The organism is Erwinia sp. HDF1-3R (assembly GCF_039621855.1).
GTDB lineage: Bacteria > Pseudomonadota > Gammaproteobacteria > Enterobacterales > Enterobacteriaceae > Erwinia.
In genome coordinates this window covers 1425177-1451598 of sequence record NZ_CP155071.1, presented here as the reverse complement: position 1 = coordinate 1451598, position 26422 = coordinate 1425177, and the positions used below count along the sequence as shown (strand labels likewise).

29 protein-coding genes, 1 tRNA gene and 1 pseudogene are annotated in these 26422 nt (G+C 55.5%); 23 read left to right on the top strand and 8 right to left on the bottom strand.

Features of this window, described 5'->3' with window-relative positions; genetic code table 11:
* Positions 1 to 4: 4 nt before the first annotated feature.
* Positions 5 to 688 (bottom strand): SOS response-associated peptidase family protein, encoded by a 684-nt coding sequence (locus AAGR22_RS06635; RefSeq protein ID WP_345831011.1) that lies wholly within the window; start codon positions 686 to 688, stop codon positions 5 to 7.
* Positions 689 to 812: 124 nt separating this feature from the next.
* Between AAGR22_RS06635 and AAGR22_RS06630 the strand changes: the two genes are divergently transcribed.
* From AAGR22_RS06630 to AAGR22_RS06605, 6 genes and pseudogenes are all read left to right on the top strand, one after another.
* Entirely contained in the window at positions 813 to 1061 is a 249-nt protein-coding gene (locus tag AAGR22_RS06630; RefSeq protein ID WP_345831010.1) for a hypothetical protein, read from the top strand.
* Positions 1062 to 1470: 409 nt separating this feature from the next.
* The gene (locus AAGR22_RS06625; protein ID WP_345831009.1) at positions 1471 to 1878 is read left to right on the top strand and encodes a hypothetical protein; all 408 of its coding nucleotides are present in this window, start codon (positions 1471 to 1473) and stop codon (positions 1876 to 1878) included.
* A gap of 279 nt (positions 1879 to 2157) precedes the next feature.
* On the top strand, positions 2158 to 2355 hold the full coding sequence (locus tag AAGR22_RS06620) for a hypothetical protein (protein WP_345831008.1): 198 nt from the start codon (positions 2158 to 2160) through the stop codon (positions 2353 to 2355).
* A 161-nt stretch (positions 2356 to 2516) separates the two neighbouring features.
* On the top strand, positions 2517 to 2846 hold the full coding sequence (locus AAGR22_RS06615; protein ID WP_345831006.1) for a hypothetical protein: 330 nt from the start codon (positions 2517 to 2519) through the stop codon (positions 2844 to 2846).
* Positions 2847 to 2929: 83 nt separating this feature from the next.
* Positions 2930 to 2995, top strand: a pseudogene (locus tag AAGR22_RS06610) (DNA-binding protein); the annotation flags it as partial.
* Positions 2996 to 3156: 161 nt separating this feature from the next.
* Entirely contained in the window at positions 3157 to 4320 is a 1164-nt protein-coding gene (locus AAGR22_RS06605; protein WP_345831004.1) for a site-specific integrase, read from the top strand.
* A gap of 15 nt (positions 4321 to 4335) precedes the next feature.
* On the opposite strand, the gene AAGR22_RS06600 is transcribed toward AAGR22_RS06605, so the two are convergent.
* Positions 4336 to 4412: transfer RNA gene (locus tag AAGR22_RS06600), tRNA-Arg, on the bottom strand.
* A 183-nt stretch (positions 4413 to 4595) separates the two neighbouring features.
* Between AAGR22_RS06600 and folD the strand changes: the two genes are divergently transcribed.
* Both folD and ybcJ read left to right on the top strand, forming a co-directional pair.
* On the top strand, positions 4596 to 5462 hold the full coding sequence (gene folD / locus AAGR22_RS06595; protein WP_345831002.1) for a bifunctional methylenetetrahydrofolate dehydrogenase/methenyltetrahydrofolate cyclohydrolase FolD: 867 nt from the start codon (positions 4596 to 4598) through the stop codon (positions 5460 to 5462).
* The gene (gene ybcJ / locus AAGR22_RS06590) at positions 5462 to 5674 is read left to right on the top strand and encodes a ribosome-associated protein YbcJ (RefSeq protein WP_067705357.1); all 213 of its coding nucleotides are present in this window, start codon (positions 5462 to 5464) and stop codon (positions 5672 to 5674) included. Before folD ends, ybcJ begins: the two co-directional genes overlap by 1 nt.
* Positions 5675 to 5753: 79 nt before the next feature.
* Here ybcJ and cysS read toward each other — a convergent pair whose 3' ends face one another.
* Complete coding sequence (gene cysS, locus AAGR22_RS06585) at positions 5754 to 7142, bottom strand: cysteine--tRNA ligase (protein ID WP_345830999.1); 1389 nt, start codon at positions 7140 to 7142, stop codon at positions 5754 to 5756.
* 229 nt (positions 7143 to 7371) lie between these two features.
* Here cysS and ppiB point away from each other — a divergent pair, with 229 nt between their 5' ends.
* The 5 genes from ppiB to AAGR22_RS06560 all read left to right on the top strand — a co-directional run bounded on the left by ppiB (position 7372) and on the right by AAGR22_RS06560 (position 11389).
* Positions 7372 to 7866 (top strand): peptidylprolyl isomerase B, encoded by a 495-nt coding sequence (gene ppiB / locus AAGR22_RS06580; protein ID WP_345830997.1) that lies wholly within the window; start codon positions 7372 to 7374, stop codon positions 7864 to 7866.
* Complete coding sequence (lpxH, locus tag AAGR22_RS06575; RefSeq protein ID WP_345830995.1) at positions 7866 to 8591, top strand: UDP-2,3-diacylglucosamine diphosphatase; 726 nt, start codon at positions 7866 to 7868, stop codon at positions 8589 to 8591. The genes ppiB and lpxH overlap by 1 nt, the downstream gene beginning before the upstream one ends.
* A 157-nt stretch (positions 8592 to 8748) precedes the next feature.
* Complete coding sequence (gene purE / locus AAGR22_RS06570; protein WP_067705349.1) at positions 8749 to 9258, top strand: 5-(carboxyamino)imidazole ribonucleotide mutase; 510 nt, start codon at positions 8749 to 8751, stop codon at positions 9256 to 9258.
* Positions 9255 to 10325: a 5-(carboxyamino)imidazole ribonucleotide synthase gene (gene purK / locus AAGR22_RS06565; protein ID WP_345830993.1), complete on the top strand. Its 1071-nt coding sequence runs from the start codon at positions 9255 to 9257 to the stop codon at positions 10323 to 10325. The genes purE and purK overlap by 4 nt, the downstream gene beginning before the upstream one ends.
* Positions 10326 to 10654: 329 nt before the next feature.
* Positions 10655 to 11389, top strand: a complete 735-nt coding sequence (locus AAGR22_RS06560) for a LuxR family transcriptional regulator (RefSeq protein WP_345830991.1) — start codon at positions 10655 to 10657, stop codon at positions 11387 to 11389.
* Between the two features lie 47 nt (positions 11390 to 11436).
* Here the strand turns inward: AAGR22_RS06560 and ybbP are convergent, their stop codons facing one another.
* On the bottom strand, positions 11437 to 13854 hold the full coding sequence (gene ybbP / locus AAGR22_RS06555; RefSeq protein ID WP_345830989.1) for a putative ABC transporter permease subunit YbbP: 2418 nt from the start codon (positions 13852 to 13854) through the stop codon (positions 11437 to 11439).
* Entirely contained in the window at positions 13851 to 14537 is a 687-nt protein-coding gene (ybbA, locus tag AAGR22_RS06550) for a putative ABC transporter ATP-binding protein YbbA (RefSeq protein WP_067705344.1), read from the bottom strand. The genes ybbP and ybbA overlap by 4 nt, the downstream gene beginning before the upstream one ends.
* Between ybbA and tesA the strand changes: the two genes are divergently transcribed.
* The 6 genes from tesA to AAGR22_RS06520 all read left to right on the top strand — a co-directional run bounded on the left by tesA (position 14508) and on the right by AAGR22_RS06520 (position 18535).
* Positions 14508 to 15128, top strand: a complete 621-nt coding sequence (gene tesA, locus AAGR22_RS06545) for a multifunctional acyl-CoA thioesterase I/protease I/lysophospholipase L1 (protein ID WP_345830987.1) — start codon at positions 14508 to 14510, stop codon at positions 15126 to 15128. The genes ybbA and tesA overlap by 30 nt on opposite strands.
* 34 nt (positions 15129 to 15162) lie before the next feature.
* Positions 15163 to 15936 carry an SDR family oxidoreductase gene (locus tag AAGR22_RS06540; RefSeq protein ID WP_067705342.1) on the top strand — a complete coding sequence of 258 codons (774 nt, stop codon included), beginning with the start codon at positions 15163 to 15165 and terminating at the stop codon, positions 15934 to 15936.
* A 76-nt stretch (positions 15937 to 16012) separates the two neighbouring features.
* Entirely contained in the window at positions 16013 to 16870 is an 858-nt protein-coding gene (locus AAGR22_RS06535; protein WP_345830985.1) for a co-chaperone YbbN, read from the top strand.
* Positions 16871 to 16975: 105 nt separating this feature from the next.
* Positions 16976 to 17890, top strand: a complete 915-nt coding sequence (locus tag AAGR22_RS06530) for an SPFH domain-containing protein (protein WP_067705339.1) — start codon at positions 16976 to 16978, stop codon at positions 17888 to 17890.
* Positions 17890 to 18375, top strand: a complete 486-nt coding sequence (locus AAGR22_RS06525) for an NfeD family protein (protein WP_345830983.1) — start codon at positions 17890 to 17892, stop codon at positions 18373 to 18375. Before AAGR22_RS06530 ends, AAGR22_RS06525 begins: the two co-directional genes overlap by 1 nt.
* 19 nt (positions 18376 to 18394) lie before the next feature.
* The gene (locus tag AAGR22_RS06520) at positions 18395 to 18535 is read left to right on the top strand and encodes a hypothetical protein (RefSeq protein ID WP_345830981.1); all 141 of its coding nucleotides are present in this window, start codon (positions 18395 to 18397) and stop codon (positions 18533 to 18535) included.
* Here AAGR22_RS06520 and cueR read toward each other — a convergent pair.
* Positions 18532 to 18930, bottom strand: coding sequence for a Cu(I)-responsive transcriptional regulator (cueR, locus tag AAGR22_RS06515; protein WP_345830979.1), 399 nt, complete (start codon positions 18928 to 18930; stop codon positions 18532 to 18534). The two genes, AAGR22_RS06520 and cueR, sit on opposite strands and share 4 nt — an antisense overlap.
* A 97-nt stretch (positions 18931 to 19027) precedes the next feature.
* Here cueR and copA point away from each other — a divergent pair, with 97 nt between their 5' ends.
* The 3 genes from copA (at position 19028) to ybaK (ending at position 23099) form a co-directional block, all read left to right on the top strand.
* Positions 19028 to 21538: a copper-exporting P-type ATPase CopA gene (gene copA, locus AAGR22_RS06510; protein WP_345830977.1), complete on the top strand. Its 2511-nt coding sequence runs from the start codon at positions 19028 to 19030 to the stop codon at positions 21536 to 21538.
* A 94-nt stretch (positions 21539 to 21632) separates the two neighbouring features.
* Positions 21633 to 22433 carry a TraB/GumN family protein gene (locus AAGR22_RS06505; protein WP_345830975.1) on the top strand — a complete coding sequence of 267 codons (801 nt, stop codon included), beginning with the start codon at positions 21633 to 21635 and terminating at the stop codon, positions 22431 to 22433.
* Positions 22434 to 22616: 183 nt separating this feature from the next.
* Positions 22617 to 23099 (top strand): Cys-tRNA(Pro)/Cys-tRNA(Cys) deacylase YbaK, encoded by a 483-nt coding sequence (gene ybaK / locus AAGR22_RS06500; protein ID WP_067705330.1) that lies wholly within the window; start codon positions 22617 to 22619, stop codon positions 23097 to 23099.
* Between the two features lie 83 nt (positions 23100 to 23182).
* Here ybaK and AAGR22_RS06495 read toward each other — a convergent pair whose 3' ends face one another.
* Positions 23183 to 24049: a LysR family transcriptional regulator gene (locus AAGR22_RS06495; protein WP_345830972.1), complete on the bottom strand. Its 867-nt coding sequence runs from the start codon at positions 24047 to 24049 to the stop codon at positions 23183 to 23185.
* An 87-nt stretch (positions 24050 to 24136) separates the two neighbouring features.
* On the opposite strand from AAGR22_RS06495, the gene AAGR22_RS06490 reads away from it, so the two are divergent.
* Complete coding sequence (locus AAGR22_RS06490; RefSeq protein ID WP_067705328.1) at positions 24137 to 24568, top strand: multidrug/biocide efflux PACE transporter; 432 nt, start codon at positions 24137 to 24139, stop codon at positions 24566 to 24568.
* An 8-nt stretch (positions 24569 to 24576) separates the two neighbouring features.
* Here the strand turns inward: AAGR22_RS06490 and ushA are convergent, their stop codons facing one another.
* On the bottom strand, positions 24577 to 26292 hold the full coding sequence (gene ushA / locus AAGR22_RS06485; protein ID WP_345831558.1) for a bifunctional UDP-sugar hydrolase/5'-nucleotidase UshA: 1716 nt from the start codon (positions 26290 to 26292) through the stop codon (positions 24577 to 24579).
* Positions 26293 to 26422: the final 130 nt, after the last annotated feature.

Sequence of the window (26422 nt, the reverse complement as noted above, 5' to 3'; positions counted from 1 at the left end):
TCACTCACAACACCGGATCATCAATCTCCTCGACCAACTCACTCCCATGATTCTTCACGCTGCCCACTGACTTCGATACAGGATGCCAGGTGAACTCATCTGAGGGTATGGATTGCTCTTTGGCGATGCCCTGTGCCTCTTCAGAAGTGGTTTCAGGATTGAGCCAGTCCAGCACAGCGGATGTGCTCAGAACCAGCGGCCGGCGGTCATGGATATCGACCAGACCTTTATCGCTGGCGGCGGTGACTATCACAAAGCCTTCGCTCTCATTCTGCTTGTCATAGGGAACTTTGCCGATTACCGCGAAGAAGATGGGCTTACCGGATTTGTGGTAGATGAAGTAAGGCTGTTTTTTGCTGTCATCACGCTTCCACTCATACCAGCCATCTGCCATGACGATAGCACGACCGTTGTTCCACAGCGGCTTAAACATGCGGCCGGTGGCTGCGGTCTCTACCCTGGCATTGATCAGCGGTGCTTTGTGCCACCACTCAGGCCCATATCCCCAGTGAACCGGATCGAGATGAAGGGAATCATCGCGCTGGTTTAGCAGCAGGACATTGGTGCCGGGCGCCACGTTATACCGGGCGATCGGTTCAGGGTCGTAAGCAATCTCTCGCTCTACTTCGTCGGCAAACTCTTTCAGGTATTCTTCGCGTGTTCTGTACTGCGTGAATCGTCCGCACATAGGCACCTCCGAATTAAGAGTAGTCTAAACTGTTATTTTTCAGCATTAGTTAAGCGGTAATGATAATTTGATGAACAAACCATTACTTCAATCATTCCGATTTATAACTAAGGGTAACTAAGCTATGGCCTTAACAAAAATTACCTATCAGGGCATCCTTCTAGATGCTGATGTTTCAGTCATACATTCAGGCCATCCGAATGCTTTGACGGCAGAAACTACCGTTGTAATCCCAAAAAATAATACCAGCGTTCAATATTTCATGGGCTGGCCGAAAAGCCAAGGTGTTCATTTTGAAAGTGAATTGTTTGAAAATGGTGATTATTTTTTGGTAGAAGAAACACCTAGCCACTATATCTTTATGAATCGTTAGTCTAAAACTAAAATCCTAAAACCTCGCTCTGGCGGGGTTTTTTATTGCCAAAAGTGGAGGAGATAACGATGGTTGGAAACTACCGGAGAAGAGGGAATCAGCTTTCTCTTGGTCGTCGATGGACTCCTGATGAAAAGGATTCTCTAAAGAGAATGTCCTCTTCTCTACCTCCGAAAATAATCGCCCGGAAAATAAACCGCTCATGTGAATCAATTCGTCAAATGGCTAAGCGAATGGGCATCAGATTCATAACTGCTCGCGGCGTGAATCTGTCAGCAAAATCCAAGCCAGATTTATGACACAAAATACTGTATTTATATACAGTATTTTGCTTTGAGATTGATTATATTTCGGTTAGTATTTTTCCTGAGTTATTACGATAAACCATTAAACTGAAAAGGAATTAATCATGTCTGATACAGCTGAACAACTTGCCAGTCAAGCAATTGAAAAAGTCAACGAATTGAAAGAGCTCGCTATTAATGCGGACGCAGCTCTGAGCGATGCGCAGTCACAGAATGAAGGCTATTTCAATCAGGTCGCGGAATTAGAAAGCAAAGTTGACGATCTCGAAAACCGCAGTGAAATGTATCGAAACGAGATTTTGACCGATAGCGAGATGATTGGTTTAGCCATTGAAATCATGGATAAGATTAAATCAAAGAATGATTCTGGTGTTATCACCATGCCTATTGATGAGCAAAATCAGCTCAATGAGACATTGATGTACCTTAAGCAACGCAAAGAAAGCATTGAGCAGTATCGTACTGCCACCGATCCCAAACCACGCACCTATGAAGAATATCGTAATCCTTAATACAAATTTTTGATTTATGTGACCGCCTCCGGGCGGTTTTTTGTTTTCTAAATTCAGGAGCCACCTCATGCATGCAGACGTAACTGACCAGGCCGCTGAGCTTGAAGAGCTGGAAAGGACTATCGCTTTGGCTAACAGGAAGAAGCCGGAACCGCCTTCACCCATTTGCCGCAACGGAGATTGTGGGGAGCCATCTCAGCCGGGTGCGAGCTACTGCTGCCCAGAGTGCAGGAAAGATGATGAGCTTAATCAGTGGGCAACCAAACAACGGAGGGTGGCATGAATGAAGCAGAGAAAGCCTTTGAGCACTACATGGATGAGATTATCCAGTGGGCAGGCCAGACCGGAAAGCGCCGCTTAATCTGGAGCATACCGCGCTGCACTCTGGCCCGTGAGGTGTGGATGGAATGTATGGAGAGGCAGAATGTCGCCGGAGTCTCAGAACGCGATCAACAGCACAGCCCGAGCTGCAGTTAAAGAATACACCAACAAATCAAACACCCTCACCTACCGACAGATACTCGATAAACACGCCAAGCGCATTGAAACCCTGATACCTGCACAACATCGTGGGCGGGCATGGCTATGGCTGAATTGCGTTTGTCAGCGCCTGGGTCGTGGTGGATAGGAGATAGATCATGTCCCAAGAAGAAATTAATGAATTGAGCGACCGGGAGCTTAATAAGCTTTCTTTGATGTCTGCAGAGAGCTGCTCGCATACCGGAAAGGATAAGTTGTCACTCAGAATGGTTATGGGCTGGGCATGGCAACCTCAGATTGATACCTCGCAGGCTATGCATCTCGCCAGCCTTCTCGATATGAACATCACCTTTGGTGACCGCGTGGTTTTGGTTAGTGAGCCAGCTGGCGCTCAGTCCAGAACGGTGGAGTATTCAGAAACCGGAAGAGTTGCTGCAATGCGCCGAGCCATCACTTTGCTTTCGGCGGATTACGCCCAGCAGCTGTGATCACCCATCCCCACATTCTCATCGCAATAGCATTCGTGATCGCCGTCTGGGCGATATTCAAAATACTCTGAACGAGGTCAACTATGGAAGCGTACTCACTGACGCTGGATGAGGCCTGCACGTTTCTCGGCATTTCCCGGCCGACCGCCAGCAACTGGATACGGAGCGGCCGGCTCACCGCGACACGTAAAGACCCCAGCAAAAACAAGTCACCATATCTTGTAACCCGGCAGGCGTGTATTGCCGCCCTGAATAATCCGTTGCACACTGTCGCCGTGAGCGCGGGTGATGCACATGATAAGGAGAGAGCATGTCATTATTCCGCAGAGGGGATGTCTGGTACGGCAGCTACACAACGCCGGGCGGCAAAAGGATTAAGGAATCTTTTGGGACAACGGACCGAAAGCAAGCTCAGGAGCTGCACGACCAAAGAAAAGCTGAGCTGTGGCGGATAGAGAAACTCGGTGATTTTCCTAGCGTGACTTTTGACGAAGCCTGCATGCGCTGGCTTGAAGAGAAAGCACACAAGAAGTCACTGGATGCCGATAAAGGCCGGATGGGATTCTGGCTGATTCACTTTGAGGGTGTTTTGTTAAAGGACATTACCGAAGCGAAGATTTACACCGCTGTAAGCAGGATGAATAACAGGAAGTCTGAGGTGCGCTGGAGGCAGCGTGCTGCAGGGATGCAGAAGAAGGGAATCGATATGGGGGTTTATAAGCCGGAGCCGGTTTCAACTTCAACGAAGGCGAAGCACCTGGCTTTAATGAAGGCATTGATGCGGGCTGCGGAGCGTGACTGGAAGTGGATCGAAAAAGGGCCGGTGATCAAGGTTCCTCAGGAAAGGAACAAGCGGGTTCGGTGGCTCGAACCCGTTGAAGCCCAGAGACTGATTAAGGAATGCCCGGAGCCACTGAAGTCTACCGTAGAGTTTGCGCTGGCAACAGGCCTGCGCCGCTCTAACATCGTGGATATGAAGTGGCAGCAGATAGACATGCAGCGCAAGGTGGCGTGGATTTATCCCGAGGACAGCAAGTCAGGCAGAGCTATTGGCGTAGCGCTGAATGACCTGGCATGTTCTGTATTACGCCGGCAGATAGGGAATCATCAAAGCTGGGTGTTCGTACACACCTCGGCGGTGAAGAGAAATGACGGAACGCCAACGCCGGCGGTAAGGAAAATGCGGGTTGATTCCAATACTGCCTGGAGAGCTGCACTTGTTCGGGCGGGTATAGAGGATTTCCGTTTTCACGACTTGCGACATACGTGGGCGAGCTGGCTTATTCAGGCGGGCGTGCCACTGTCAGCGTTGCAGGAAATGGGGGGTTGGGAAAGTATCGAGATGGTACAGCGTTATGCTCATCTGGCACCGAACCATTTGACCGAGCATGCACGTCATATTGATGCGATTTTTAGTGTCTCTGTCCCAAATCTGTCCCACAAGGAAAATTTGAAGACGGGAGGAAGTTGTTAATTGATTGATAATTAATGGTACGCCCTACAGGATTCGAACCTGTGACCTACGGCTTAGAAGGCCGGTGCTCTATCCAACTGAGCTAAGGGCGCATAGTGAACTGCGTCGAATTATACGGAGCGGGGCTGCTGAGTCAACGATTTTACCTGATGCGGCGCGCTGTTGCTGCACTATTGCACAGTAGCCAGCAAAACTGTGCCTGACAGCGGCCGCCGCTTCTGACAAAATAGGCGCCATTCCCCGTTTTAACTCAACACAGATGGATCCCCTCTCTGATGGTAGCAAAGATTATTGACGGTAAAACGATTGCGCAGCAGGTACGACAGGAGGTTGCTGAGAAAGTGCAGCAGCGTCTGGCCGCTGGAAAACGGGCGCCTGGACTGGCCGTGGTTCTGGTGGGTGAGAACCCGGCTTCGCAGATTTACGTAAGCAGCAAGCGTCGCGCCTGCGAAGAGGTGGGCTTTATCTCCCGCTCTTACGACCTGCCCGCGACCACCAGCGAAGCAGAGCTGCTGGAGCTGATTGAGCAGTTGAATAACGAGGGTGAAATCGACGGTATCCTGGTGCAGCTGCCGCTGCCGGCAGGCATTGATAACGTTAAGGTGCTGGAGCATATTTCGCCAACCAAGGACGTGGATGGCTTCCACCCTTATAACGTTGGCCGCCTGTGCCAGCGTGCGCCTAAGCTTCGCCCCTGTACGCCTCGCGGCATCGTTACCCTACTTGAGCGCTATAATATTGATACTTTCGGGCTTAATGCGGTGGTGATTGGTGCATCCAATATCGTGGGCCGTCCGATGAGTATGGAGCTGCTGCTGGCGGGCTGCACCACAACCGTAACTCACCGTTTTACCAAAGATTTGCGTCGTCACGTCGAGCATGCGGATCTGCTGGTCGTTGCCGTCGGCAAGCCCGGCTTTATCCCCGGCGACTGGATTAAGCCCGGTGCGATTGTGATAGATGTGGGCATTAACCGCCTGGAGAGTGGCAAGGTCGTGGGCGATGTGGATTTTGAAGCCGCCTCCGCGCGCGCGTCGTATATTACGCCGGTTCCTGGCGGCGTTGGCCCGATGACGGTCGCCACGCTTATCCAGAATACCCTTCAGGCATGTGAAGAATTTAATGATGGAGCAGCACAGTAATGGCAACGTTCTCTTTAGGTAAGCATCCGCACGTCGATCTCTGCGATCTGCTGAAGCTGGAAGGCTGGGTAGAAAGCGGCGCGGTGGCGAAATCGCTGATAGCCGAAGGCTATGTCACCGTTGATGGCAAGGTTGAAACCCGTAAGCGCTGTAAAATCGTCTCCGGCCAGAAGGTGGAGTTCGACGGTAACAGCATTACGGTGACCGAATAAGGTTACCTCTTCCCAGTGCCCCGCCCGCGGGCTGAGCACCGGGAGCAGCGTCAGGAGCGAGCGCCCCTGACGCTGTTTACTACTTCCGACGCCAGCTGGTGCCCTGCGGGCCATCTTCCAGCACAATGCCCAGTTCGTTCAGCTTGTCGCGCGCAACATCCGCCTGCGCCCAGTTTTTCTCTTTACGCGCGTTAATCCGCATCTGCACCAGCGCATCAATTTCCGCCGAGTTATCATTCGCGTCCTGTGCACCGCTCTGCAAAAATAGCTCCGGATCCTGCGCCAGCAGGCCCAGTACGCCAGCAAGCGAACGTAGCGTTGCGGCCAGACCGTCAACGGCGGCAACGTTCTCAGCCTTCATGCGGTTCACTTCGCGCGCCAGATCGAACAGCACCGAGTAGGCTTCCGGCGTGTTGAAGTCATCATCCATCGCCTCGCGGAAGCGGGCCTCGAATGCCTCACCACCCGCGGGTAACGCCGACGCATCCGTATTACGCAGGGCAATATAGAGGCGTTCCAGCGCCGATCGCGCCTGTTTCAGGTTATCTTCGCCGTAGTTTAGCTGGCTGCGATAGTGGCCCGACATCAGGAAGTATCGCACCGTTTCCGCATCATAATGTGCCAGCACGTCGCGCATAGTGAAGAAGTTACCCAGCGACTTCGACATTTTCTCACGGTCTACCATCACCATGCCGGAGTGCATCCAGTAGTTCACATAGGGACCGTCGTGCGCACAGCTGGACTGGGCGATCTCGTTTTCGTGGTGCGGGAACATCAGGTCTGATCCGCCGCCGTGGATATCAAAATGGTCGCCCAGCTGCTTGCAGTTCATCGCCGAGCACTCAATGTGCCAGCCCGGACGGCCTTCGCCCCAGGGTGAATCCCAGCCCGGCTCGTTGGCTTTCGACATCTTCCACAGCACAAAGTCCATTGGATTGCGCTTGACGTCTTCCGCCACGTCCACACGGGCACCGGCCTGGAGCTGATCCAGATCCTGACGGGAGAGCTGGCCATAATTCGGATCGCTGTCCACCGAGAACATCACGTCGCCGTTGCTGGCAACATAAGCGTGATCGCGCGCGATCAGCTTTTCGACAATTTCAATAATTTCGCTGATATGGCGCGTGGCGCGTGGCTCGCAATCCGGCGGCAGGATGTTGAGAGCAGCAAAATCTGCATGCATCTCGCTAATCATCCGGTTGGTCAGCACTTCTATCGACTCGCCGTTCTCGTTGGCACGTTTGATTATCTTGTCGTCAACATCGGTGATGTTACGCACGTATTTCAGCGAGTAACCCAGATAGCGCAGGTAGCGTGCCACCACGTCAAAGGCAACAAACGTGCGTCCGTGTCCAATGTGACAGAGGTCATAAACGGTAATGCCGCACACGTACATGCCAACAGCACCAGCATGAATGGGTTTAAATTCCTCTTTTTGACGACTCAGGGTGTTGTAAATCTTTAGCATTGAGACATTCCGTTTTTAACGTGTGCGGGATAAACCAGTTTGGTATTCTGCCGTATTGTTAACGTAACCGCCACGCAAAGCAAGGCGCTAGCGCGGTCCCGTTATGCAGCAGGGCTGACTCGACATGACAATTTGTGATATAAAAGCGGTCTGCCAAAAGCGTGCGAATGCCCTGAGGGCACCGGCACTTGCTTACCGATAAATACTTCAATTTCTACAGGATGATAATATGGTTACTTTCCAGACTAATCATGGCGATATCGTTATCAAAACCTTTGATGACAAAGCGCCAGCTACCGTTAAAAACTTCCTGGAATACTGCCGTGAAGGTTTTTATAACAACACCATCTTTCACCGCGTTATCAACGGCTTTATGGTTCAGGGCGGCGGTTTCGAACCGGGCATGAAGCAGAAAGATACCAAAGAAGAGATCCGCAACGAAGCCAGCAACGGTCTGAAGAACACCAAAGGTACGCTGGCCATGGCCCGTACTCAGGCTCCTCACTCCGCGACCGCGCAGTTTTTTATCAACGTGGCGGATAACGACTTCCTGAACTTCCGCGACGAAAGCCTGCAGGGCTGGGGTTACTGCGTATTTGCAGAAGTAGTTGAAGGTATGGACGTGGTTGAGAAGATCAAAGCCGTTGCAACCGGCCGCAGCGGTATGCATCAGGACGTGCCAAAAGAAGACGTTATCATTCAGAACGTGATCGTTAGCGAATAATGTCCTGCACGCTGTTTATCGCAGATTTGCATCTCTGCACTGAAGAACCGGCAATCACTGCCGGTTTTCTTGCTTTTTTGCGCCGTGAAGCTTTCCACGCCGATGCGTTATATATTCTCGGCGATCTGTTTGAAGCCTGGATCGGCGACGACGACCCTCAGCCGCTGCATGCAGAAATCGCCCTTGCCCTTAATGCGCTAAAGCAGCGTGGCATTCCCTGCTACTTTATTCATGGCAACCGTGATTTCCTGCTGGGTAAGCGCTTTGCCGCCGCCTGCGGCATGACGCTCCTGCCCCAGGAGACGGTGCTGGAACTGTACGGTAAACGCATTCTGATTATGCATGGTGACACGCTCTGCACCGACGATGCAGGCTACCAGCAGTTTCGCCGCCGGGTTCATCAGCGCTGGCTGCAAAAACTGTTCCTTGCCCTACCCCTCTCTCTGCGCCAGCGCATTGCCGCGCGTATGCGATCCGGCAGTAAACAGGCTAACAGCAGTAAAGATGTCGCAATTATGGACGTCAATTCCGCTGCGGTCAGCGAGTCAATGTCGCATCATCAGGTGCAGTACCTGATACATGGCCATACCCACCGACCCGCCGTTCATCAGCTCGAGGTTAACGGTCAGCCCGCCGAGCGCCTGGTGCTGGGCGCATGGCACACCGAAGGCTCGATGATCCGCGTCAGCCCCGATGAAACGGCATTGATCGCTTTCCCCTTTTAGGCGGTTAAATGCGGTTTTTTTGCGGATGAAGGGCATACGCAACCGTTTTCCTTGCCCTCCAGTCATGTTATTCTCTCAGCCCTTCCCATCCGGCGGCCCGCTCAAGTAAGTGCAGGTCTTCCGATGACGTATGTATAATCACAGGAGTCAGACCCGCATGTCTTCCAACGCCGCATCGGCCCGCATTGCTATTGTTATGGGTTCCAAAAGTGACTGGGCAACCATGCAGTTTGCTGCGGAAATTCTCACCAGCCTGGCCGTCCCCTTTCACTGCGAAGTCGTTTCGGCCCACCGCACGCCGGACAAGCTCTTTAGCTTTGCCGAACAGGCGCAGGAAAATGGCTTTCAGGTGATTATTGCCGGTGCGGGCGGTGCGGCCCATCTTCCGGGTATGCTGGCCGCGAAGACGCTGGTGCCGGTCCTCGGCGTTCCGGTACAGAGTGCAGCCCTGAGCGGCGTCGATAGCCTTTACTCCATTGTGCAGATGCCGCGCGGTATCCCGGTCGGTACGCTGGCCATCGGCAAGGCGGGCGCGGCAAACGCAGCGCTGCTGGCTGCGCAGATCCTGGCGCTGCATGATGCAGGCCTGGCTACACGCCTCGCCGACTGGCGCAAAAGCCAGACCGACGAGGTGCTAAATAATCCAGACCCACAGGTGAACCCATGAAGCCGGTCTGCGTACTGGGTAATGGACAGCTGGGGCGCATGCTGCGTCAGGCCGGTGAGCCGCTGGGCATTGCCGTCTATCCTGTTGGCCTTGACGCCGAGCCAGAAGCGCTGCCCATTCAGCAGAGCGTGATCACCGCTGAGATTGAACGCTGGCCGGAAACGGCGCTGACGCGCGAGCTGGCCAGCCATACTGCTTTTGTTAACCGCGATATCTTTCCGCTGCTGGCAGATCGGCTGACGCAAAAACAGCTCCTCGATCGGCTGGGCCTGGCTACTGCGCCCTGGCAGCTGCTGGCCGATGCCAGCGAGTGGCCGCAAATTTTTGCGACTCTGGGCGAACTGGCGATCGTTAAGCGCCGCACCGGCGGCTACGATGGCCGGGGCCAGTGGCGTTTACGCCAGGGTGAAACCGATGCGCTGCCCGCTGCCGGCTACGGTGAATGCATTGTGGAACAGGGCATTAACTTCTCCGGCGAAGTGTCGCTGGTTGGTGCCCGGGCATCTGATGGCAGTACGGTTTTTTATCCCCTGACGCATAACCTTCATCAGGACGGCATTCTGCGCACCAGCGTGGCGTTGCCTGAGCCGGATAAGGCCCGTCAGCAGCAGGCAGAAACGATGCTGTCGGCCATTATGCATGAGCTGAACTATGTCGGCGTGATGGCGATGGAGTGCTTTGTGGTGCCGGAAGGTCTGCTGATCAATGAACTGGCCCCACGCGTGCATAACAGCGGGCACTGGACGCAAAACGGCGCCTCCATCAGCCAGTTCGAGCTGCATCTGCGAGCAATCCTGAACCTCCCTCTGCCGAAGCCGGTGGTCAGCACGCCGTCAGTAATGATCAACCTGATCGGCACCGGGGTTAATGTGCAGTGGTTAGATCTGCCGCTGGTGCATCTCCACTGGTACGAAAAAGAAGTTCGCGCGGGCCGGAAGGTTGGACATCTCAATCTGAACGATGTCAGCGTGAAATCGCTACAGGTGGCACTGCATAACCTGGTGCCGCTGCTGCCGGATGAGTACGCCAGTGGGATAGCCTGGGCGATTGAAAGGTTAGAGGGTTAAGTTCAGGCAAAAAGAATCAGATGCAGCCTGCGGGCTGATCCGCAGACTGCATCTTTCCGTACGAGTGACAGGGTTAAAAAAACGCCACTAACTGTACTTAAGTAGAGCTATCATTTTTGCTAAAGAAAATTTATCTTAGAGCCAAACAAAATCAGTGATCCGATATTTTTAATTGCCAACACACAGGGATATTTTTTTATAACGTTATAAAACCCACTCACTTATTGATGGTGTCTGCTGAATTAATTTAAACCTGCGTTAAAGACAGGTAAACGGTGTTCCCGGTCGGTTTTCTTATAAAATCAGGCAGGGTTTTGCGAGGAAATGATATGATCCAGCCTTTGTTCAATAAGGAAGCTATAAATACCGTCATCCAGGACTATCTGGAAGTGGAACTGAAAACGCTTAAAAATATTAACTACGCATACGCAATCCGAAATAAAAATAATCCAGCCGACTTTTCAATTATCTCAAACAGGCGCGAATGGTTCGAGGTCTATATCGATAATAGCTTTCACCATATCGATCCTGTCCTGAGTCGTGCCCAGCAAAGGCTTACCCCCTTTTTTTGGGATGAAAAAAGCCTTATGCAGCGAGGGGTCCAGATACCACGTCTGTTTGATATGGCATGTCATCATAATATCACCAGTGGCTGTACCTTCGTTGTCCATGACCAGCACAATAACCTGGTAGTGCTGTCTCTTTTCCTTAATCCCTACAGTGACAGTCAACTTAAGAATGCTTTGCACTGCAATAAAGACCGGGTTCAAATGCTCCTGGTCACAGCACATGAGCAGCTAATAACGCTTTATCAGGAACAAAGTAAAGCGCCAGCTAAAAAGATGACGACGGGTCAGCTTCTATCAAGACGAGAGAACGAAATTTTTTACTGGGCAAGTGTTGGAAAGTCTTATCAGGAAATAGCATTAATCCTCGGGATCAAAGTGACAACAGTGAAATTTCATATCGGTAATGTGGTCAGAAAGTTAGGGGTGAGCAACGCCAAACACGCCATCAGGCTGGGTGTAGAATTAGATATCATCCGACCCCACTACGCCATTTAACCACCAGGCTGGCTACCGAGCGGACCCCCGCCAGCCAGCCTGATTACCTACGCTGCGTTATACCCTCTAAACAGCGCTTTCCCTTTCAGCAGCCGCACGCCCAGCCATCCTCCGCACAATGACAGCAGTAGCGCGCCTGCAAGCGGCAGTACAAGCCAAATCAGCAGGTCAGGCTGCCACGGGAAGTCAAATACGTAGCGTTGCAGGCCCCACAGGGCCGCTTCGGCACCGGATGCGGCGGCCAGTCCTGATACGGCACCCAGTAGCGCAAACTCACACCACAGCGTATGCCGCAGGAGTTTTTTGCCGGCTCCCAGCGTACGACAGACCACCAGCTCTTGTCTGCGCTGGCGCATTCCAACCTGAATCTGCGCCAGCAGCAGCAGGATGCCACAGGCGGTCACCAGAATAACCATTACTTCCAGCGCCCTGCTGACCTGGGCAAGAACCTGCCCAATCTGGCGCAATAGCGTACCGATATCCAGCAGGCTGAGAGTAGGAAACGCGCGGTTTAACTGGGCCAGCATCGCCGTGTTGCCCTCAAGCCGAAAACTGGTTAGCCAGGTTTGCGGCTGGGTATCCAGCGCGCCTGGCGGGAAAATAAAGAAAAAGTTAGGTTTCAGGCTCTCCCAGTCCACCTTGCGCAGGCTGGTAATTTTGGCTGAGAAAGCCTGAGTGTCACCGGTGAAGGTCAGCGTGTCACCCAGCCCTACCCCCAGCCGACCGGCAAGGGCCTCCTCCATTGACACCTCTCCCGTTTTTGGTGGCCAGCTACCCGCGACCAGTGGGTTGTGATCGGGGAGCTGCGTTTGCCAGGTTAAGTTAAGCTCGCGGTTAAGAGCATTATCGCGCGTCGGATCGGCAGGCTGGTTGTTGATCCCCGTCAGCCTGACCCGGGCGATGGGATAAAAGGTCTGTGGCTGGACCTGATGCTGTTCCAGGAATGTCCTGACCTGCGGGACCTGATCCTGCGTCAGGTTCAGCAGAAAATAGTTAGGGCTGCCGGGCGGCATCTGCTGTTGCCAGCGATCCAGCAGATCCCCGCGCATAATCAGCAGCAGCGCCAGCAGCATAAATGAAAGTGAGAAGGCCGCCAGCTGGCTGAGGGTCGTCCACGGCTGGCGCAGCAATCGGTTTATCGCCAGACGAAATGGCAGACTCCGTCCGGTCAGTCGACGCAAAACCATCAGCCCGGCCCAGCCGACTGCACCCAGCAGTAGTGAAAGCAGCGCAATACCCGCAATCAGCGCCCAGAGCAGGCCGCTGCCGCCAACCAGTATGGCCAGCAGTGCCACCACCACCAGCCCCATGACGGGCAGATAGAGCTTCAGGGGCCAGACGTTGGCGACAGCATCCTGCCGGAGAACCCGCAGCGGCTGCGTAGCCAGCAGCAGACGATAGGGGCGCAGCCCCACCAGCAGTGAAATAATAAACAGCGAACCCAGCGCCCAGAGCCACGGCCAGCCGCTCGCAGGCGGCAGCTGCGCCGGCAGAACCGGCCCGAGCATATGCAGCAGAATGCCCTCAAAGGCCAGCCCCAGCGCGCTGCCGCCTGCTGCCGCCAGCAGCAGTACTGCCAGCCACTGGCCGACAATCAGCTTTCTGAGGGCGGTGCGGCCCGCTCCCAGCGTCTTAAGCACCGCCACCAGATCGTAGCGGCTGCGGCAGTAGTGGCTCATCGCAACGGCGACTGCCGCAATGGCCAGCATCAGCGTTAACAGCGCCGACAGCAGCAGGAACTGCTGCGCACGCTGCATCGATTTGCCCAGGGCATCCTCTGAGTTTTCGACGCTTATCCAGCGCTGGTCGGGTTGGAGATGCGCGGCAATGAAGCTGTCATACCGGCTGAGCTGGGCGGGCGTACCGGCGAACTTATAGCGCCAGGTCACCCGGCTGCCAGGCTGAATTGCGCCGGTCTTCTCCACGTCGGCCAGGTTCATTAACAGCCGTGGCGCAGTCTGGAACGGATTGAAACCCGCATCCGGCTCCTGAACGACCACGCCCGCGACGCGCAGCGTCGCATCCCCGACGTCCAGATGACCGCCTGCGGGCAGGTTAAGCAGCGCCTGCAGGCGCGGTGCCACCAGCACCGTCCCCACTGCGGGTTTAAGTGCCGCAGGTTCGGTAGCCAGCTGTCCTGCCAGCGGGTAGCCGTCGTCAACGGCCTTCACCGAAGCCAGCTGGGGCGTATCACCGGCAAAGGTCATGGTCATAAAGGTGAGCTGCCGCCCCACCCTCAGCCCCAGCTGGTGCGCGTTATCAAGCCATGCCTGGGGTACCTCGCGGGCGCTTTGCAGCGTGCGATCGCCTGCCATGTAGTCGCGACTCTGCTGAGTCAGCCCTTTTTCCATCCGGTCGCTTAGCGATCCGAGCGCCAGTACGCAGGCCACCGCCAGCGTGAGCGCCAGCCAGACAATCAGCAGCGAGGGGGACTTCCACTCTCGCCAAAACCAGCGCCAGATCATGCCTCCTCCCACAGTTTACCGTCACGCACGCGTAGCCGCCGATCGCAGCGGGCGGCCAGCTGTTCATCATGCGTGACCAGAATCAGCGTGGTCGCAAAGTCGCGGTTGAGTCCGAATAGCAGGTCGGCAATGCGATCGCCGGTTTTACGATCGAGGTTACCGGTAGGCTCGTCGGCAAACAGCAGCGCCGGACGTCCGCTGAACGCACGGGCCAGCGCTACGCGCTGTTGCTCACCGCCTGACAGCTGTGCGGGCAGGTGCGTCATGCGCGCGGCCAGGCCAAGCTGGGTTAGCAATTCCTGCGCCTGAGCACGACTCTGCCTGTCGCTATCGCCGCGCAGCAGCGCCGGAAGCTGAACGTTCTCCAGTGCGTTGAGCGTGGGAACCAGCATAAAAGACTGAAAAACAAAGCCAATACTCTTCGCCCGCAGCGCGGCTCGCTGCTCTTCATCCATCTGGTGAAGCGGCGAACCCAGCAGCGTAACCTCTCCCTCGGTCCCATCATCAAGCCCGGCTAAAATACCCAGCAGGGTTGACTTGCCGGAGCCTGACTCGCCAATCAGTGCGAGGGTTTCAGCTGGTTTGACAACCAGCTCAACTCCGGTAAGGATGGAGAGCTGATGCTCACCCTGACCGACGGACTTACTAAGACGATGAACTTCAAGAATGTTTTCCGCTGGCATTACCCTGTCCTTTTATTACTGGCTTTGATATCGCTACGCGCGGCGGCGGCAGATACGCTGCTGGTGCTCGGTGACAGCCTGAGCGCCGGTTATCGCATGTCCGCCAGCGCCGCATGGCCCGCGCAACTCAATGATAAGTGGCATAGCTCGCCTGCTATCGTTAACGGTAGCATAAGCGGCGACACCGTGGCGCAGGGGCTGGCTCGCCTGCCAGCCCTGCTTAAACAGCATCAGCCGCGGTGGGTATTGATTGAGCTGGGTGGAAATGATGGACTGCGCGGCTTCCCGCCACAGGCTATCGAGAAGGATCTTAGCGCGATTATCAGCCAGGTCAAAGCGGCCAATGCGCAGCCTCTGCTGATGCAAATTCGCCTGCCTGCCAACTATGGCCGACGCTATACCGAATCCTTCGGTGCCATTTACCCCCGGCTGGCGAAAGCGAACGCCATTCCGCTGGTACCTTTTTTTATGGAGCAGGTCTACCTGAAGCCGGAATGGATGCAGCAGGATGGTATTCATCCTAACCCTGATGCCCAGCCCTTTATTACCGGGCTGATGGCCAGCGAGCTGGCTCCGCTGATTAAGCAATAATGACCGGTTGTGATGACCGCTCACAGGTAACTCTATGCAAAAAAATATCGTTATTACCGGCTGTTCCAGTGGAATAGGCTTTATCGCTGCCAACGACCTGCTACGTCGTGGCTACCGGATTCTGGCGGCCTGTCGTAAACCCGAGGATGTACAGCGTATGAACGCGCTGGGTTTTACCGGCATCCAGCTCGATCTCAACGACAGTATCAGCGTGGAGCGGGCTGCCGCGGAAATTATCGCGCTGTGCGATAACCGCCTGGATGGGCTCTTTAATAACGGCGGCTATGGCGTGTACGGGCCGCTGGCCTCCATCTCTCGCCAGCAGCTGGAGCAGCAGTTTGCCACCAATCTGTTTGGTACACATCAGCTCACTACGCTTCTGCTGCCCGCGCTGCGCGCCAGCGGCGATGCGCGCATTATTAATACCAGCTCGGTACTGGGGCTGATTTCCACGCCCGGACGCGGTGCCTACGCGGCCAGCAAGTATGCGCTGGAGGCATGGACTGATGCGCTGCGCATGGAGCTGCACGGTAGCGGTATTCGCGTCAGCCTGATTGAACCCGGGCCAATCAGCACCCGCTTTACCGACAACGTTAGCCAGGCCGAGCGCGATAAGCCGGTAAAAAATCCCGGTATTGCCGCACGCTTTACCCTGCCGCCGGAAGCAATATTACCCAAGTTGCGCCATGCTTTGGAGAGCAAACATCCACGGCTGCGCTATCCCGTGACGCTGGTCGCGCACGCCATGACGGTATTACGGCGCTTACTTCCGGGCTGGATACTGGATCGCATTTTGCGCGGGAAGTAGCCTTACGGTGATATCAGGCCTTGAAGCGCACGCGGTCGCCCCAATACAATGAGAAACACTGAAAAGAGACGAATTCATGTCACCACAAGCTAGCATTATTACGATTGACGAAACTAACCTGCAGCAGACGCTTGAGCAGTCTATGCAGGTACCCGTACTGTTTTATTTCTGGTCTGCACGCAGTCAGCACTGTCAGGAATTAACGCCGGTGCTGGAGCGCCTCGCACAGGAGTATGCCGGGCAGTTTGTTCTGGCAGAGCTGGATTGCGATGCACAACCCGCCGTTGCGCAGCAGTTTGGCCTGCGTTCCATCCCGACCGTTTATCTGTTCCAGAATGGTCAGCCGGTGGATGGATTCCAGGGCCCACAGCCGGAAGAAGCTATCCGCGCGCTGTTGCACAAGGTGCTGCCTAAGGAAGAGGAGCTGAAAGCACAGGAAGGTATGCGCCTGATGGATGAAGGCAAAGTGCTGGATGCCCTTCCCCTGCTTAAGGAAGCCTGGCAGCTGAGTAATCAGAACAGCGAAATGGGCTTTTTGCTGGCCGAAGCGCTGATCGCCCTGAACCGCAGCGAAGAGGCGGAAGAGGTGCTCAAAGTCGTGCCGCTCCAGGATAAGGACACGCGCTATCAGGGGCTTATTGCGCAAATCGATCTGTTAAAACAGGCCGCCGATACGCCGGAAATTCAACAGCTCCAGCAGCAGATTGCGTCCCAGCCGGACAACGCTGAGCTGGCAACGCAGCTGGCTTTGCAGCTGCATCAGGTAGGACGCAATGAAGAAGCGCTTGAGCTGCTGTTTGGTCATCTGAAAAAAGATCTCGGCGCGGCTAACGGCCAGGTACGTAAAATATTGCAGGACATCCTTGCGGCGTTGGGCACCGGCGACGCGCTGGCAGCCAGGTATCGCCGCCAGCTTTACTCCCTGCTTTACTGATTGCTTCTGTACCATTAAGAAGCAGCTAACCGCCCGACATGCTGTAGAATGACGGGCACGGGCCGAATGATTCGGCCCTGGCAGCAACAATCCGGAGGTTAATTTATGCTTACTGTTATTCCTGTCATTATCATCCTGGCGTTGATCGTCGTCTGGTCAGGCATCAAAATCGTTCCACAGGGCTATCAGTGGACGGTAGAGCGGTTTGGCCGCTATACCAATACGCTCCAGCCCGGCCTTAACCTGATTGTGCCCTTTATGGACAGAGTAGGCCGTAAAATCAATATGATGGAGCAGGTCCTCGATATTCCTTCGCAGGAAATTATCTCCCGCGATAACGCCAGCGTCACCATTGATGCGGTGTGCTTTATTCAGGTGGTCGATTCTCCTCGCGCCGCCTATGAAGTGAGTAATCTGGAACTGGCAATCATCAATCTGACCATGACCAATATGCGTACCGTGCTCGGTTCAATGGAGCTGGATGAAATGCTGTCACAGCGTGACAACATTAATACCCGCCTGTTACGCATTCTCGACGAGGCCACCAACCCCTGGGGCATCAAAATCACCCGTATTGAGATCCGCGATGTTCGTCCCCCTGCCGAGCTGATCGCCTCAATGAATGCCCAGATGAAAGCCGAACGAACCAAACGCGCGGATATCCTGGAAGCTGAGGGGGTTCGGCAGGCAGCGATCCTGCGCGCCGAAGGGGAAAAGCAGTCGCAAATCCTGAAGGCTGAAGGCGAAAGGCAGTCGGCATTTCTACAGGCGGAAGCGCGTGAAAGAAGCGCCGAAGCGGAGGCGCAGGCGACTAAAATGGTGTCGGAGGCTATCGCCGCGGGTGATATTCAGGCCATCAACTATTTCGTCGCGCAAAAATACACTGATGCGCTGCAAAAAATTGGCACGTCCAGTAACAGCAAGATGGTGCTGATGCCGCTGGAAGCCACCAGCCTGATGGGCTCCATCGCCGGTATTTCTGAGCTACTCAATGAGAGCAAGAAGGATCGGAAAATCTGATGATAAGCGATCTGTTAGCAACACCCTGGGTGATGTGGCTGACGCTGGGCGGTGTCCTGCTGGCGGCCGAAATGCTTGGTGCCAGCGGTTACCTGCTGTGGAGCGGCGTTGCCGCCGTGCTGGTCAGCCTGCTGGTGTGGCTGGTACCACTGCCCTGGGAGTGGCAGGGGATCAGTTTTGCTCTGCTAACAATCCTGTCGGCGCTGTGGTGGAACCACTGGTTGAAAGGTCAGGACCGCAAAAAGCCCATTTCTACCCTCAACCAGCGCGGTAGTCAGCTAATTGGCCGACAGCTGACGCTCGACGAAGCGCTGTCAGATGGTTTTGGGCACGTGCGGATTGGGGACAGTAGCTGGCGCGTTCAGGCTGGGGAAGACTTTCCTGCCGGTACGCCGGTTACCGTGGTTGCCGTAGAAGGTATTACCCTGCGCATAATCAGACGCCCAGCCAATGCTGGAGGGTCGGACACCCGGGTTATACGCTAAACTGGCCTGCCGGGATGCGATGCTGCCAATGCTACATTGCTGCGATGCGGCGATACGGCGATGCGGCGATGCGGCTGAGGCTAACAGTGCTGCCAGTACTGATAATGCTACTCTTGCTGCGATGCTGCCGGTGCTGCTGGATTTGGCCGATGCGGCTTAACGGTGGCAGCAGCCCGCAAGGTTGTTAATAATCGGGCAATCGGCGCTATCATCGCCGGGACAACTCTCTGCCAGGGCCAGCAGGCGCGTACGCATCAGGTTCAGCTCATGGATATGCGACTCAATTTCCGCCACTTTATCCAGCGTACGGGCTTTCACATCCGCACTGTGCCGCTGAGGATTATTGAACAGGCCGATCATTTCACGGCACTCCTCAAGATTAAATCCAACCTGCCGTGCCTGTCGCAGCAGCGTGAGCTCCTCAATGTGCTTACTGCTGTAGCTGCGATAGCCATTTTCACTACGCAGCGGAGGTGTTACCAGCCCCTTCTCTTCATAAAAACGGATCGTTTTGCTGGTTAATCCGGTCTTTTTAGCCACATCGCTGATATTCATGGTGTGCTCCTTGACCTTCCCCTTGATGGAAGGTTTACCCTTCTTATCTACTGGAAATTCGTTTTCCGGTCAAACCGAACTATCAGGAGGCTTTACTATGTCACAAACCACTCTGCTAACGCTGGACGGCCTGACCTGTGGCCACTGCGTGAAGCGCGTGAAAGAGTCGCTCGAAAAGCGCGATGATGTTGAACAGGCGGATGTCTCAATTACCGAAGCCCGCATCAGCGGCAGCGCCCGTGCCGACGATCTGATCGCTACCGTTGAGCAGGCGGGTTATCACGCCAGCCTTAACCAGGGCGACCCGCGCCCAAAGCCTGAACCGCTGACAGTAACAGAGACCCAGCCGGAAGCGCTGACAGCGGCCCCTGCAAAGCTTCCGGCACAGGACATCGACAGCTTTCATCTGCTGATTGATGGCATGAGCTGCGCCAGCTGCGTCAGCCGCGTGCAGAACGCGCTGACGCAGGTACAGGGCGTCAGTCAGGCCCGCGTTAACCTTGCCGAACGCAGTGCGCTGGTGATGGGCTCCGTGCCGCCACAGACGCTAATCGACGCGGTTAAAAACGCGGGCTATGCCGCAGAAATCATCGAAGATGACGGCGCGCGACGTGAGAAACAGCAGCAGAAAGCGGAGCAGGCGACGCGACGCTTTCGCTGGCAGGCCATACTGGCCCTGACGCTGGGCATCCCGCTAATGATCTGGGGGATGATCGGCAATAATATGATGCTGACCGCCAGCAACCGCAGCGGCTGGCTGGTGGTCGGTATACTGACGCTGCTGGTGATGATCGTGGCGGGCGGCCACTTCTACCGCAGCGCGGCAAAAAGCCTGCTTAAGGGCACTGCCACTATGGATACGCTGGTGGCGCTGGGTACGGGTGCCGCCTGGCTCTATTCCGTCAGCGTTAACCTCTGGCCCGACGTTTTCCCCCCGCAGGCCAGACATCTTTACTACGAAGCCAGCGCCACCATTATTGGTCTGATCAATCTCGGCCATATGCTGGAGCAGCGCGCACGCCAGCGTGCTTCCCAGGCGCTGGAACGCCTGCTTGACCTTACCCCGCCCACTGCCCGCGTGGTCACCGATGAGGGCGAACAGACCCTTGCACTCAGTGATGTCATGCCGGGAATGATCCTGCGCCTGACCACCGGCGATCGGGTTCCGGTCGACGGCACCATTACCCGTGGCGAGGCCTGGCTGGACGAGGCAATGCTGACCGGTGAAGCCATCCCGCAGCAGAAAGCCAGCGGTGATGCCGTGCATGCTGGTACGGTGGTGCAGGATGGTAGCGTGCTTTTCACCGCCGAAGCGGTCGGGAAAAATACCACCCTGTCGCGCATCATTAATCGCGTTCGCCAGGCCCAGAGCAGCAAGCCGGAAATCGGCCAGATGGCCGATAAAATTTCCGCCATTTTTGTGCCTGTTGTTGTTGCTATCGCCCTGCTGAGCGCGACGGTGTGGTACGCGGTTGGACCGGCGCCGCAGCTGGTGTATACGCTGGTGATTGCCACCACCGTCCTGATTATCGCCTGCCCCTGTGCGCTGGGCCTGGCCACGCCCATGTCGGTGATTGCGGGCGTGGGTCGGGCGGCTGAGTCTGGCGTGCTGGTCCGCGACGCCGATGCGCTACAGCGAGCCAGTACGCTAACGACGCTGGTATTTGATAAAACCGGTACGCTGACCGAAGGCGCACCGCGCGTGGTCGATATCCAGCTGTTTAACGGCGCTTCGCAGCAGCAGGCGTTAAGCTGGGCGGCCGCGCTGGAACAGGGATCGCAGCATCCCCTGGCGAGGGCGGTCCTCGATCGCGCGGGTGATCTGCGTCTGCCCGACATCACCCAGTTCCGTACGCTGCCCGGTTTCGGCGTGAGCGGCAATCTCGACGGCGTGCCGCTGATGCTGGGCAATGGCGCACTGATGGCGCAGCAGGAGATTGATATTTCGGCTGTCGACGATCTGATCTCCACGCAGGCCGCCCAGGGCATCACGCCGATACTGCTGGCCGCAGAGGGCAGGCTAACCGCGATGCTGTCAATTCGCGATCCGCTGCGCGCTGAGACGAGCGCGGTGATGAAACGCCTGCGTCAGGAGGGCTATCAGTTAGTCATGCTGACCGGTGATAATGAGAAAACCGCACGGGCGGTCGCTCGTGAAGCGGGTATCGATCGGGCGATAGCGGGCGTACTGCCCGAGGGAAAAGCGGAGGCTATTCAGCACCTGCAGCAGCAGGGGCATCGGGTGGCGATGATTGGCGATGGGATTAATGATGCCCCGGCGCTGGCCCAGGCTGACGTGGGGATTGCCATGGGCAGCGGCAGCGATGTGGCGATTGAAACAGCGGCCATCACGCTGATGCGCCAGGATTTGAATGCCGTAACGGATGCGCTGGCGATCGCTAAAGCCACGCTGAGAAATATGAAGCAGAATCTGCTGGGTGCCTTTGTTTATAACGCTATTGGTATTCCCATCGCGGCGGGCGTCCTGTATCCGCTAACCGGCACCCTGCTCAGCCCGGTGGTTGCCAGCGTGGCCATGGCGCTCTCGTCCATCACCGTAGTCAGCAACGCAAATCGCCTGATCCGCTATCGGCTGCCCTCCGCGTAATCTCCCTCAGTCCAGTCTGGAAGTGACCCTTTTCTCTGTCGCCCGATACGCTAAACCGTTAGCATAGAATGATAACGGGCAGGAGACAGAGAGCATGGGAAAATTATTGCACCTGATAAGCGCATTCTGGCAGGTGCTGTCGCCGCGCCACTATGCCTATCCGGCACAGGACATCACTCTGGGTGACAGGCAGCTTCACCTGGTGGGCAGTATCCATATGGGAACGCAGGGTATGCTGCCGCTGCCTGCCGTGTTGCAGTCGCGGCTTGCGCAGGCAGACGCGTTAATCGTGGAAGCCGATATTACCGCCGGAGCCTCTCCGTTTACGGAAAGTGAGCGTTGTTCGCCCCTGAGCGAACGATTGACCCGCGAGGAATACGCCCGGTTCTGTCGCCTGTGTGACGAGGTCGCCATCTCCCCGGAGGCAGCAGATAGTCTGCCTGCCTGGCAGGTCGCGCTGATGTTACAGGCCCAGCAGGCGCAGATTCTCGGCCTGCGGGCCGACTACGGCATTGATTTTCAACTACTTAATGCGGCGAAAAAGCAGGAAAAGCGGGTCATTGAGCTGGAAGGTCCGGAAACTCAGCTGGCCCTGCTGCGCGCGCTGCCCGATAATGGCCTGTCCCTGTTACAGGACACGCTAACACACTGGCAGACTAACGCACGTCTGTTGCAGACGATGATCGGCTGGTGGCTTGAATCGCCGCCGCGTACCGGTCAGTCCCAGCTTCCCGGGACGTTTAACAGCGCCCTGAATGACGTTCTGATGCTACAGCGTAATCAGCGCTGGAATGACGCGCTCAGGGCGCTGCCTGCTGGGAAATATGTCGTTGCGGTGGGGGCCCTGCATCTTTATGGTGAGGGAAATCTGCCCGATTTACTGAATCATAGATAAAAAAAAGGGCCAATATTATTATCGGCCCGTCAATAAGGAAGTTTTTATGATTTTAGTTATTCACTGACAATCAGGTTGTCGGTGAGGGGCGAATTGTCGCTTAAAGCCTGGTTTTTCGCCACCATTATTGTTAATTAATTAGCCGCAACCTGTAGCGACTGGCACGCATTAAGGACGGGATCAATGACGCCTGCAATAAAACTTCTCGAAAAACAAAAGGTCACCTTTTCTCTGCACGCTTACGAGCATGATGCGGGTGAATCGAACTTTGGTGATGAAGCGGTACGTAAACTCAATCTTGATGCTAACCGGGTTTATAAAACGCTGCTGGTTGCGCTGAATGGCGATAACAAAACGCTGGCGGTAGCGGTTACGCCGGTGGCGGGAAAGCTGGACTTGAAGCTGGTCGCCCGGGCATTAGGTGCAAAAAAAGTGGAGATGGCCGATCCTCAGATCGCGCAGCGCACTACCGGTTATCTGCTGGGGGGGATCAGCCCGCTGGGTCAGAAGAAGCGCCTGCCTACCGTTATTGATGCGCCCGCACGGCAGTTTGCCACCATTTTTGTGTCCGGCGGCAAGCGCGGATTAGACATTGAGCTTGCCCCGGCGGATCTGGCTGGGCAGCTGAATGCCAGCTTCGCCGATATTTCCCGACGCGATGAGTAGCCAGGTGCCAGGGAGGGAACCCCGCGGCATCTGCGTTATGCAGGGCACAACCGGGACAGGCAAAATGTCACGGTATTATGCGTTTAGCCCGCCTGCTGGGCCATGAGCTGGTCGAGCATCCAGCGTCCTGCCGGTCCCGGCGGCGTTCGTCGGGACCAGCAGGCATCCACCGAAATCTTCCGTGGCCAGCCTTTAACCGCCAGCTCGCGTAAGAGCTGATGACCAAATTGCTCTACCATCCAGCGCGGCAAAACGCTCCAGCCAAACCCCTGCTCGGCCATCTCCAGCAACAGCAGGTAAGATGGCGCGGTCCAGACTTTACCAGGCTGATAATGCTCCTTCTCAATCCAGGTATTCAGGCTGAGCTGACGCATCTCCCTCAATTCCTCTTCACTGACCAACGACTGTTGTGCCAGCGGATTGTCCTGACGCAGAAAGATGCCCATTTCTGCTTCCACCTGCAGGCGGGAGGTGGCTATTTCCGGCGGATACTCTGGCTGCACGCGGATCACGCCAATATGTGCCCTGCCCGTTTGCAGCAGATCTATTACATCGTCATCTTCAGCGATCATGCATTCAAATTCGATATTGGGGTAGCGAGCGGCAAAGCGCTTTAGCAGTGACTCATGATAATCCGCCTGCCAGAAATCAGAGATAGCCATACTGAGGCAGGGCTCTACCTCTCCTGCCAGCCTGACGGCCAGCTCATCCAGCTTCCCGCTGGCTGAGAGGATTTCCCGGACCTGTGCCAGCGCCCGCTTACCGTTGTCGGTAAGCACCGGCGAACGTCCCTCCCGGCTGAATAACGCAAAACCTAAGTCGGCCTCAAGATTCGCCACGGCGGTGCTAATGGTTGACTGGCTTTTACGCAGTGCGCGCGCGGCGGCCGAAAAGGAGCCGCTCTCGACGGTCTGCACAAAAGCTTCCAATGATTCCGGTGAATAACGCATTAATGTATCGCTTTTATCGATGCTTTCTAACTTCATCTTATCAGATGGACGGCGGAAAATGGCGCTCATATCAAATAAGGAGCAACTATGCGTCACTGGACGTTGAAAGAACGTTTTTTCCATGCCGTAGGTTATGAAGGTCTGGCACTTATGCTGGTCGCCCCGGTGGCGGCGTGGGCGCTGGACAAACCCCTGTTTCAGATGGGCGCACTGGCAATTGTACTATCGACCCTGGCGATGGTCTGGAACATGGTTTATAACGCCGTTTTCGACAGGCTGTTCCCGCGAGAGAGCGTTAAAAGGGGCCTGCCGCTGCGCATCGTGCAGGCCGTGGGCTTTGAAGGCGGGTTTATCGCCATTGGCCTGCCGGTTGCCGCCTTTATGCTGGAGACAAGCCTGAAGCAGGCCTTTATGATTGAGATCGCCTTTTTCCTGTTTTATCTGCCCTATACCCTGCTTTACAACTGGCTATACGATACGCTGCGTAAGCGCTGGGTCGGGCGCAGAGCCTGCTATTAAACCCGGGCCTACTCCAGCATCGCCGTCAGAAAGGTCGGCAGTCGCCACTTTTTCGGCTTGTCCGACGGCTTTGCTGGGGGCGCATTTTCTGCCTTATGAACGATCTCTCCCTTTGGTTCATACGCTGCGGCGTCAAGCGGTGAATGGCTCTGGATATACTCTTTTAACACTTCGGCATCGACAAAACCGGTATTCACGTAGCCCGGTAACTTGTCTATGGCCGGGTAGCCATCCCCGCCCGACGCGTTAAAACTCAGGGTGGTCATACGGTAAGTTTTGTCGGCTTCCAGCGGCTGCCCTTTGATTGTGATCTGGCTGACGCCCGTGCCGTCGGCAACCAGGCTAACGTTGGCAAACTGCGCGTAGCCGCCCGAATCCGGTTTGATATTCGCCACCACCGCCAGATATTTTTCAACGTCACGCCCTTTCATCTCCACCCAGGTCAGCGTGTTGCCGAACGGCTGTACCTTCAGCACATCCTTATAGGTCAGGGTGCCCGACTCAATAGAGTCACGTACGCCCCCGCCGCTCATCACTGCAAAATCGGCGCCGGTGCGAGCTATCTGCGAGGCCAGCATCAGCCTGGCCAGGTTTGTCTGTACAAAGCGAACCTTGCTGCGATCCCCCTCGAAGTGCCCGTTTGCACTGCCAATTTTCACCCCAAGCTGCGCCTCGCCCTTTTTCTGGAAGGGGGTAAGCAGCTTCATCATGGCAGGATTTTTCGCAATCTCCGGGGTGTAGTTAATCCAGCTGGTGCTGCCGTCGGCATTGGCGACCTTATGCTTCAGATTGATCGGCACCAGCTCATAGTGTTCAAGCGTCAGCGTGCCGTTAAGAAAGCTAAAGTCTGCACGACCAATGTATTTGCCCCATTCGTGCGCCTGGACAATCCAGGTGCCGTTTTGCTTATCGGGCTGACAGGGCGTACCCGGCACGTAATCGACCTGCCTGACGTTGGGCTTCGCCATACACACCGGATTCTGCGAGTGGCCGCCTACAATCAGGTCCAGATAGCCTGCCGGAAGCGCCCGGGCCATCTCCACATCGCCCGGCGCGTTGGAACCGTGCTGCCCGTTGTCGTAATGTCCCATGTGGGTGGCGGCAATAATCACGTCCGGCTTCTCTTTACTTCGCAGCGTCTCAACCACGGCCTTAGCCTCGATAGCGGGTGGGCGAAATTCCATGTCGGTGAAATACGCCGGGTTACCGATTTTGGCGGTGTCATCGGTGGTCAGCCCGATGACCGCGATTTTCAGCCCCATGCGGTTAAACAGCGCATAGGGCTGGAAAAGGCGTGTTCCGGTACTTTTTTGATAAATATTGGCGGAAAGAAGCGGGAATTTTGCCCACTTTTGCTGCTGGCGCAGGACGGAGAGCGGGTTATCGAATTCATGATTACCAATCGCCATCGCATCATAGCCAATCAGATTCATGCCGCGAAAATCAGGCTCGGCATCCTGAAGATCGGATTCCGGCACGCCGGTGTTGATATCACCGCCGGAGAGGATCAGTACCTGTCCGCCGTGGGCCTGCACATCGTAGCGGATCTGATCCATCATGGTTTTCTGCGCTGCCAGCCCATACTGATCGTGTTCATCCGGCCAGAAATGTCCATGGTGATCGTTGGTGTGAAGGACGGTGAACTTATAGACGCGATCTTTTACCCAGGCCTGTGCCGGGAGCGATACGCACAGAATCGTTAGCGTTAGCGCTAATGGCGTCAGCGTTGTTCTTAAGAGTGATGGCACAGTGAATTCTCCTTGTTAAATAAGTGATCGGACCCTGCTGATTATTATCCTTTACGACCCATGCATACCGGCCTCTGTCTCACAAAACCTTAAATACGCGAATTTT